The sequence below is a fragment of the Acinetobacter sp. P37 genome, assembly GCF_057480965.1.
This window is the reverse complement of record NZ_JBLIYY010000020.1, coordinates 55,594-63,240: the sequence shown is the minus strand read 5'-3', so window position 1 is coordinate 63,240 and position 7,647 is coordinate 55,594. Positions and strand designations below refer to the sequence as shown.

General features: G+C 39.2%; 7 protein-coding genes. 4 read left to right on the top strand and 3 right to left on the bottom strand.

Translation table 11 applies throughout. The features are described 5' to 3' along the window. Positions 1-361 precede the first annotated feature (361 nt). Positions 362-931, bottom strand: coding sequence for a peptidylprolyl isomerase (locus tag AC25JC_RS15230; RefSeq protein ID WP_486924361.1), 570 nt, complete (start codon positions 929-931; stop codon positions 362-364). Positions 932-1,032: 101 nt separating this feature from the next. Between AC25JC_RS15230 and AC25JC_RS15225 the strand changes: the two genes are divergently transcribed. Further along, positions 1,033-1,704 carry an acetoacetate decarboxylase family protein gene (locus AC25JC_RS15225; protein WP_486924360.1) on the top strand — a complete coding sequence of 224 codons (672 nt, stop codon included), beginning with the start codon at positions 1,033-1,035 and terminating at the stop codon, positions 1,702-1,704. 63 nt (positions 1,705-1,767) lie between these two features. Here the strand turns inward: AC25JC_RS15225 and AC25JC_RS15220 are convergent, their stop codons facing one another. Next, entirely contained in the window at positions 1,768-2,838 is a 1,071-nt protein-coding gene (locus tag AC25JC_RS15220; RefSeq protein WP_249683376.1) for an alpha/beta hydrolase, read from the bottom strand. A gap of 201 nt (positions 2,839-3,039) precedes the next feature. Between AC25JC_RS15220 and AC25JC_RS15215 the strand changes: the two genes are divergently transcribed. Then, positions 3,040-3,597, top strand: a complete 558-nt coding sequence (locus tag AC25JC_RS15215; protein ID WP_486924359.1) for a hypothetical protein — start codon at positions 3,040-3,042, stop codon at positions 3,595-3,597. Between the two features lie 180 nt (positions 3,598-3,777). On the opposite strand, the gene AC25JC_RS15210 is transcribed toward AC25JC_RS15215, so the two are convergent. Continuing rightward, positions 3,778-4,005 (bottom strand): hypothetical protein, encoded by a 228-nt coding sequence (locus tag AC25JC_RS15210; RefSeq protein WP_228144800.1) that lies wholly within the window; start codon positions 4,003-4,005, stop codon positions 3,778-3,780. Between the two features lie 938 nt (positions 4,006-4,943). On the opposite strand from AC25JC_RS15210, the gene grpE reads away from it, so the two are divergent. Beyond that, complete coding sequence (grpE, locus tag AC25JC_RS15205; RefSeq protein WP_111885723.1) at positions 4,944-5,483, top strand: nucleotide exchange factor GrpE; 540 nt, start codon at positions 4,944-4,946, stop codon at positions 5,481-5,483. 120 nt (positions 5,484-5,603) lie between these two features. Continuing rightward, complete coding sequence (gene dnaK / locus AC25JC_RS15200; protein ID WP_078194438.1) at positions 5,604-7,544, top strand: molecular chaperone DnaK; 1,941 nt, start codon at positions 5,604-5,606, stop codon at positions 7,542-7,544. Positions 7,545-7,647: the final 103 nt, after the last annotated feature.

Here is a 7,647-nt window from a genome sequence, read left to right as displayed (position 1 = left end):
ACTTCGAGTAATTTCTACCATCAATCAATGAAAATAATTTCGATCAATCAATCAGTAAAAATCCACACAAGTTGTTCTTCATAATCTCTTAATGATCTTTCTAACATCTCGTCAATGCTAGAAGCTGGACTTCGATAAACTTAACAACTCAACGCTTCGCGTTTCGTTCGTTTCCGTCTATCTCGTCGGTATGGTGCTCATTATAGGGCAATTTCTTACACGTGCAAGTGCTTTTCACTCACAAAAAACACGAGTGTTTTATTTTTATGCACCATTATGGTTCAAAAAACACACTTTATTCACATAAATACATGATATTTATTACAAATATCATGTAAAATATTTTTCCTATTTTGTGTGCTTAGTTTTTTTGAGGTGCTGCTTTAATCACCACACTCTGTATAACCACTGGGTTTACAGGAACATTCTGGTGCATTCCATAGTTCGCAGTTGGAACTTTTACGATTTTATCGACGATATCCATACCTTTAGTAACCTTACCAAAAACAGCATATCCCGCATTCATTGCACTTTTATTGAGAAAGTCATTGTCTGCAACATTAATAAAGAACTGACTGCTTGCTGAATCAGGATGATTCATCCGTGCCATTGCCAATGTGCCGCGCTTATTGCTCAAGCCATTACTAGATTCATTCTTAATAGCCGCTTTTGTTGGCTTCTCCTGCATTTTGACATCCATGCCCCCACCCTGAACCATAAATCCAGGAATCACACGATGAAAGATCGTGCCGTTATAAAATTTTTCTTTTGCATAGCTTTCAAAGTTTTTAGCTGAGATAGGTGCCTTGTCATTGAATAGCTCAATTTCAATATTGCCCTGAGAGGTTTTCATTTCGACAATAGTATTGGCAGCAAAACTGCTTAAGCTCACACAGCCAAGTGCTGCTGTAAATAAAATCTGTTTTAACATTTGCTAACTCTTCTGGTTGATCTCGTACTTGTTATTGACTGTATATTAGTCTTTGATGATTAAAAAGTAATTATTCTGCCATTATTAAAACGAGAACAATGATGACGCAAATAATATCGTCGGACGCTCCATTGACACATTTACCGCCTTGGCAACTGCGTGGCGATGCTTTTATTTTAAATTATTGGATCTCTCCGAGTTTTATCCAACAAGCGCAGATGTTCCGTTTAGCGACATCACCTTTGGGTCGTATGGTTCAGGTGTTATTGGTCCGATACCATGATTCGCCTGTGGGTCCTTATGACGAATTGCTGATTTTAGATCACCCTTTATGGAGTAAGAAAAGGTTAAGTTCGATACCTAAGATTTATGTTTCGACAGATATCTCTGTCATTCATGGCCAAAAACTCTGGGGTATTCCTAAAGAGTTGGCAAAGTTTGAATGGCAACAACATGACAATGAAGTGGTCTGTACTATAGAAGTTGAACAACAAAAGATGCAGATCCGTTTAAAAAAATCACGTTTACAGCGTTCTTTCTATATTAATAGTCATCATATCCCAGCAGCGATGTTGCAAATCAGACAAGCGTGGGAAGGTAAGCGCTATCAATTTTCACCGAAGTTTCGCGGACGGCTATCTAAACTGAAACAGGTAGAATGGCACAACACACAGGACATTTTTCCAAATTTTTCTGAAGCACGATTATTGCAAAGCTTTTATGTCCCCGAATTTAGCCTCGTTTTTCCTGCTGCAAAAATCCAAGATAAATAACCCAATAAATAAAAACCCAGTGTTTCACGTGAAACACTGGGTTTACTTTATATAAAGGAATGATTAACTACGTTTATCCCAAAATTTACGGAACTTCGTACTGATCTCAATCACGTATTTTTTAGCTCGGTGCGAAACCGGAGTTAAATTGATAAAACCATGGGTTTGATCGGTATATTCTTGATAAAACACTTTTACCCCTTGCTGACGGAGTTTATGCGAATAAATTTCACCTTCGTCATGTAAAACGTCATGCCCTGCCGTCACGATATACGCAGGTGCGATACCTGCCAATTTTCCATAGGTTGGTGAAATTAATGGATCATCTAAGGCCACTGCATGTTGTTTCGCATATAAAGCCGTTACGACATCAATATCTTTTTCAGTCAGAACCAAACCATCTTTATAAGCATAGAAAGATGGGTGGCGACTTTTGAAATCCACCACAGGATAAATTAATAGCTGAGCTTGCGGGGCAAAAACTTTCTGAGCACTGCGCTGCGCAACTGCGGTAGCAATATTGCCGCCTGCACTATCCCCTGCCACCGCAATTCGATTTTTTAGAATTTTAAACTGACGACTATTTTGATAAGTCCAAGCCAAGGCATCTTCACAACTTTGCATTAATTGAGCTGGGCTGGCCTCTGGCGTGAGTGGATAATCAATACTTAAAACTTGTGCTTTGGCATGCACGGCCAATAAACGACAAACTTCATCATGCGTGTCTAGACCACCCACCACAAAACCACCACCGTGATAGAACACGATCATCGGTAATTTTTTATTTGGAGCAGGATGATAATGACGCGCAAACAGCGTAGCACTTTGTAAAGGTAGACGTATATCTTGCACTTGTTTCACAAAGGTCGGCTTGGTCTTGATCGACTCCATCTGTAAATCAAATAATTTACGAGACTTCACATAGTCTTCGGTCACAAAGCCTGACTTACCTTGCTTGAGTTGAGCCGCCATCATGCATTTCACCAGCGGATCTAATTCTGGAAAAATAAACGGATAATCGAGACGTTTTGCGAGGCTTTCTTTGGCAAAGTTAGGAAGACGATCAAGTAACCGAGCAGCCGTACCTTGGCCTTTATCTTTCATATTTTTAAGTGATTCATTCAATGCAAACATGCTCTATCCTTCGAATTATGCTCTTCATACTTTCTACATGATCTAGGTCAAATGTGACCATATTCACATATAAGTCTCAACATCGACATACATAGTACAGACCTAGTTAAGCTAATCTTCTTTTATAGAGTTGTCATTGACAATTTACCCAAGTTTTATGGGTTGATTATGCTAACCCATTCTCGATAAAGGATACTCACCATGGCTAAAAAGATCATCCTTCTGTCTTTTGCGACTGCTTTTTTGGCTGTAGGCTGCGTAGCATTCCCTGAAGATGGTTACTACGATGGACGTTATGATCAACGTTATGATCATAATGATCGACGCTATGACAATCGTTATGATCGCCGTTACGACAGTCGTTATGAACAAGACCGCCGTACATGGGAACGTCAGCAACAACAACGTAATCGTTTAGAGCTCGAACGTAGAAAGCAGCAACTTGACCAGCGTAACTGGGAACAAAATCGTAAAAATCAACAAGAGTGGGATCGTCGTAAAAACGAACTCGAACGTCAACGTCTAGAACAACAGCGTAAATACTCTGAAGCTGAACGTCGTAAACGTGCTGAACAAGATCGTCAAAAAGTTAGCAAAGAGCGTCAGCGCTTAGAAGAACAGCGCCGTAAAGCCAGTCAAGATCGTAGAAAACAAATTGAGCAAGAGCGCAAAAAAAATTTTCAAGATTTAAGAAAGGCATCAGATCAACAACGTAAAGCGGCTGAAGAACGTCGTCGCGCGTGGGAAAATCGCCGTTAATTGTTGTTTTTGCAGATCGGTTAAAAGTAAAAAGCTCATCTACATGATGGGCTTTTTTTTCGTTCACTAAAAATAGAATAGGTAAAAAAAGCAATAGAAAAAGAATAGACAGAAGAGGCATCCTATCTTCTGTCTATTCTTGACTGCCTGTTGTTACAGGTCAGAGAGCATTAAACAATCTTATTGCTGAACTGTAGGTTGTGGTGCAGGCGCAGATTGAACTTCAGCACCTTGAGCTGATGGATCTGCTTGAACCACAGCACCCGATTGCTCTGTTGTTACAGATGCTTCAGTTGCAGACGTTACTTGTGCGGTTTCCGGAGATTCTACAGTTTCTTGAGAAGTACAACCCACCGCAGCTAAACCAAAACCTAAAACTGCGACAGCGAATAAACCAATTTTTTTCATCTTCATTATTTCCTTCATTGAATCATTAAAAGCAAAGCTCAACTTTGCCCGAGTCATAATGGAAAAAAATTCTGTGAAGTTCCCACCTTCTGAGTTGTACTTTGTACGAGGCACGGTACAGCTTATGAAATGTTTTATTAATTAGGCGGTTTTCTTTCATTTTAAGGCTTTACATCATTTTTTTAACTCAAGTGCTTTGTTTTTTATTAAAAAAATAAATATAAATGATTTTGAATAAAGCGTGATCACAGCTTTTGAATACAACAAAGTCCAACAAAACTTGCAACTCAGTTACTTAAGTGGCTGTTTTTATAAATTTCATGCAAAAAAAAGCCTGCTTATGAGAGAAGCAGGCCATGAAAAACACATTTGAAATAAATTAAGAAACTACAGCGATAGAATCTGAAACAAAGAATACTGTGCTGATCATTTTTTGTGAAATATTTAATAAAACTGATACTAAGAGTTTTTATGTATAAATATTAACCACTATTTTTTGAGGCAAAAAAAAATGCTGATTCTTGGGAAATCCGCATGGAAAAGTGTTTCTAAAATCTAGAGGTAGTCACCATATCCCTCTCTCCAGTGGATATGGTCACTTCCGATAGATAAATTATGCAAATTTTCAAGCACAAAGAGAAACCGTTAAAATTTATGATGAAAATCTATAAATCCGATCAAAATATGATTATACATTCAAATCAATAATTTATATTTTCATAGAATTTAATTTTGCAGTCGATATTTGGCTGAAAAACCATTTATTTGAATAAAAAATTGCATTTAATCGCTGTCTTCGCTTGAATTTTTATACCCTGCCCCGATTTCTTTTATTAATCATGAATTCAAAACGCATGGCAGTTACGCATCGATGTCGTTTGAACGCACAGCTATAAGGACTGAACATGTTTAAGAACCCATTTAAACGGAGTAAATCAATGGCGACTGAGCAAAACCAAGACGCTCAAGATCTTCAACAAGAGCAAGCAGAACAGCAAACTCAAGCTGAAAACGAGCAAGCTGAAGTTTCAGTTGAAGATTTACAAGCACAAATCACTAATTTAGAAGAAAGCTTAAAACTTGAAAAAGCACGTACTGCAAATGCCGTATATGAAGCGCAAAAAAGTGTAGAGCGCATTCAACGCGAATCTGAAAAGCATAAAGATACTGTGCTGGAAAAATTTGCAAAACAATTGCTTGAGTCAGTTGATAACCTTGAACGCGCGATTGCTGCGGCAGGTGATGAAAAATCAGGTTTATCTGAAGGTGTAGAACTTACACTGAAATCATTGCTCAGCACTTTAGAGAAATTTGGTGTGGTTGCTGTGGATACTGCAAATGGTTTCAATGCAGATCTTCACCAAGCTGTGGGCATCGATCCAAATGCCAAATCGAATGAAATCGGAACAGTATTGCAAAAAGGCTATAGTTTAAACGGTCGCCTATTACGCCCTGCTATGGTTATGGTTGGTGCATAAAGACAAATTTTCTGAGACGAATTAAAAATTTTAACCAATATTACTTGAAAATTTTTGATTGGCTCTCATATCGGATAACAAGCGAAAACATCGTAAAAGAATTTTAGAGGAAACATCCAAATGGCGAAAATCATTGGTATTGACTTAGGTACTACAAACTCTTGCGTAGCAGTACTTGAAGGCGACAAAGTAAAAGTAATCGACAACGCTGAAGGCGCTCGTACAACCCCATCTATTATTGCGTATAAAGACGGCGAGATCCTTGTCGGTCAATCTGCTAAGCGTCAAGCAGTGACTAACCCTAAAAACACATTATTTGCAATCAAACGTTTGATCGGTCGTAAGTACCAAGACCAAGCTGTGCAAAAAGATATCGGCCTTGTACCTTACAAAATCATCAAAGCTGACAATGGCGATGCTTGGGTAGATGTAAACGACAAGAAACTTGCACCACAACAAATCTCTGCTGAAATCTTGAAAAAGATGAAAAAAACAGCTGAAGACTACCTTGGTGAAACAGTAACTGAAGCGGTAATTACTGTTCCTGCGTACTTTAACGATGCTCAACGTCAAGCGACTAAAGATGCAGGTAAAATTGCTGGTTTAGATGTTAAACGTATCATCAACGAACCAACAGCTGCTGCACTTGCGTTCGGTATGGACAAAAAAGAAGGCGACCGTAAAGTTGCGGTTTACGACTTAGGTGGTGGTACTTTCGACGTATCAATCATTGAAATCGCTGACCTTGATGGCGACCAACAAATCGAAGTGTTATCTACAAACGGTGATACATTCCTTGGTGGTGAAGACTTCGATAATGCGTTAATTGAATACTTGGTTGAAGAGTTCAAGAAAGAACAAAGCGTAAACTTGAAACAAGATCCGCTTGCACTTCAACGTTTAAAAGAAGCTGCTGAAAAAGCAAAAATCGAGCTTTCTTCTTCGAATGCAACAGAAATCAACCTTCCATACATCACAGCAGATGCGACTGGTCCTAAACACTTAGTGATCAACGTGACTCGCTCTAAACTTGAAGGTTTAGTTGCTGAATTGGTTGCTCGTACAATTGAACCATGTAAGATTGCACTTAAAGATGCAGGTCTTTCAACCTCTGACATCTCTGACGTAATCTTGGTGGGTGGTCAGTCTCGTATGCCACTTGTACAACAAAAAGTACAAGAGTTCTTCGGCCGTGAGCCACGTAAAGACGTGAACCCAGATGAAGCTGTAGCGATGGGTGCTGCGATTCAAGGTGCAGTACTTTCAGGTGATAAAACTGACGTACTTCTTCTTGACGTAACTCCGCTTACACTTGGTATTGAAACAATGGGTGGCGTGTTAACAGCGATCATTGAGAAAAACACGACGATTCCTGCGAAGAAATCTCAAGTGTTCTCAACTGCTGCAGACAACCAACCAGCTGTAGACATTTCAGTTTACCAAGGTGAACGTAAAATGGCTCAACAAAACAAATTGTTGGGTAACTTCCAATTGGGCGATATTCCACCTGCTCCACGTGGTGTACCACAAATTGAAGTATCATTTGACATCAACGCTGATGGTATCTTGAAAGTATCTGCAAAAGATAAGAGCACAGGTAAAGAGCAATCAATTCAAATTAAAGCTAACTCTGGTTTGAGCGATGCTGAAATTGAAGCGATGATCAAAGATGCTGAAGCGAATGCTGAAGAAGATCGTAAATTTGAAGAATTAGCGAAAGCACGTAACGAAGCTGATGCACTTGTTTCTTCTGCTCAAAAAGCAGTAAAAGATCTTGGCGAACAGGTAACTGCTGATGAGAAATCTGCAATCGATGCTGCTGTAGCTGAGCTCGAAGCAGCGACTAAAGAAAACGATGTAGATGCAATCAAAGCGAAAACTGAAGCACTTCAAAACATCATTATGCCGATCACTCAACGTGCTTATGAAGCTGCACAAGGTCAAGGCGGTGCTGAAGGTTTTGATCCTAACGCTTTCCAAGGCGCTGAAGGTCAAGCTCAAAAAGCAGATGACGGCGTTGTAGATGCTGAGTTCACTGAAGTGAAAGATGACAAAAAATAATTTGTCGCTTTAACTGAGTCTTTCAAAGCTCAAAAAAACCGCGCGAAAGCGCGGTTTTTTTTTGTGGATGATTTTATCTGCATCAGGCAATATTCAAATAACA

What these genes read in the sequence shown, in the direction of transcription:
- AC25JC_RS15230 (WP_486924361.1), bottom strand. Translation starts at nt 931, where the DNA reads ATGTTAAAACAGATTTTATTTACAGCAGCACTTGGCTGTGTGAGCTTA.
- AC25JC_RS15225 (WP_486924360.1), top strand. Translation starts at nt 1,033, where the DNA reads ATGACGCAAATAATATCGTCGGACGCTCCATTGACACATTTACCGCCT.
- AC25JC_RS15220 (WP_249683376.1), bottom strand. Translation starts at nt 2,838, where the DNA reads ATGTTTGCATTGAATGAATCACTTAAAAATATGAAAGATAAAGGCCAA.
- AC25JC_RS15215 (WP_486924359.1), top strand. Translation starts at nt 3,040, where the DNA reads ATGGCTAAAAAGATCATCCTTCTGTCTTTTGCGACTGCTTTTTTGGCT.
- AC25JC_RS15210 (WP_228144800.1), bottom strand. Translation starts at nt 4,005, where the DNA reads ATGAAAAAAATTGGTTTATTCGCTGTCGCAGTTTTAGGTTTTGGTTTA.
- grpE (WP_111885723.1), top strand. Translation starts at nt 4,944, where the DNA reads ATGGCGACTGAGCAAAACCAAGACGCTCAAGATCTTCAACAAGAGCAA.
- dnaK (WP_078194438.1), top strand. Translation starts at nt 5,604, where the DNA reads ATGGCGAAAATCATTGGTATTGACTTAGGTACTACAAACTCTTGCGTA.